The 505-nt window shown below is 60.6% G+C and carries 1 protein-coding gene; it reads right to left on the bottom strand.

From position 1 onward, the window contains the following. A partial coding sequence (locus HMPREF1023_RS15000; RefSeq protein WP_009307356.1) for a helix-turn-helix transcriptional regulator occupies nt 1-229 on the bottom strand: 229 nt, incomplete at its 3' end. Between the last annotated feature and the right edge of the window lie 276 nt (nt 230-505).

Raw genomic sequence — 505 nt, 5'->3', positions numbered from 1 at the left:
CACCTTCGTCCTCGAGCCGTCTGAGCGACCGGTACAAGCCGCCTACGTCGACATCCACCTCGCCATTCGTACGCTCGAGGATCGCCTTGCGCATGTCGTAGCCATATCCGCCCGCATACAGCAATGCTGCAAGGGCGGCAGGCTCGACCAACGCCCCGCCGCCGCCTCCGCGGCGTCGACAACACGGCTGACGCGCCGCACCCTCTCCGCCGCAATCGTCTCTCGGCATAGGCCCCACTTCCTTCCGCAAGCTCGCCTCTATATGCTAATAACATCTATACTCCTTAAGCATGCATGTTGTCAACATATATAGCAAGCGAGTTGTCCCAACGGCGCTTCGGCGCATGCGGAACGCAAGGAAAAGGGAAGCAGTAGACAATGGGAGAAAGAAGAGGGCGAATAAGGCCGGAGACGGATTACTCGAAGGCTTCGCGATCCAGCTCCCGGGCGGGATGAACCTCAAGACCCCGGACACGGAACGCCACGCGCCTCCTAGAGGAGCGGA

This window comes from Eggerthella sp. 1_3_56FAA (assembly GCF_000185625.1).
GTDB lineage: Bacteria > Actinomycetota > Coriobacteriia > Coriobacteriales > Eggerthellaceae > Eggerthella > Eggerthella lenta.
This window is presented reverse-complemented; position numbering and strand designations above follow the sequence as displayed.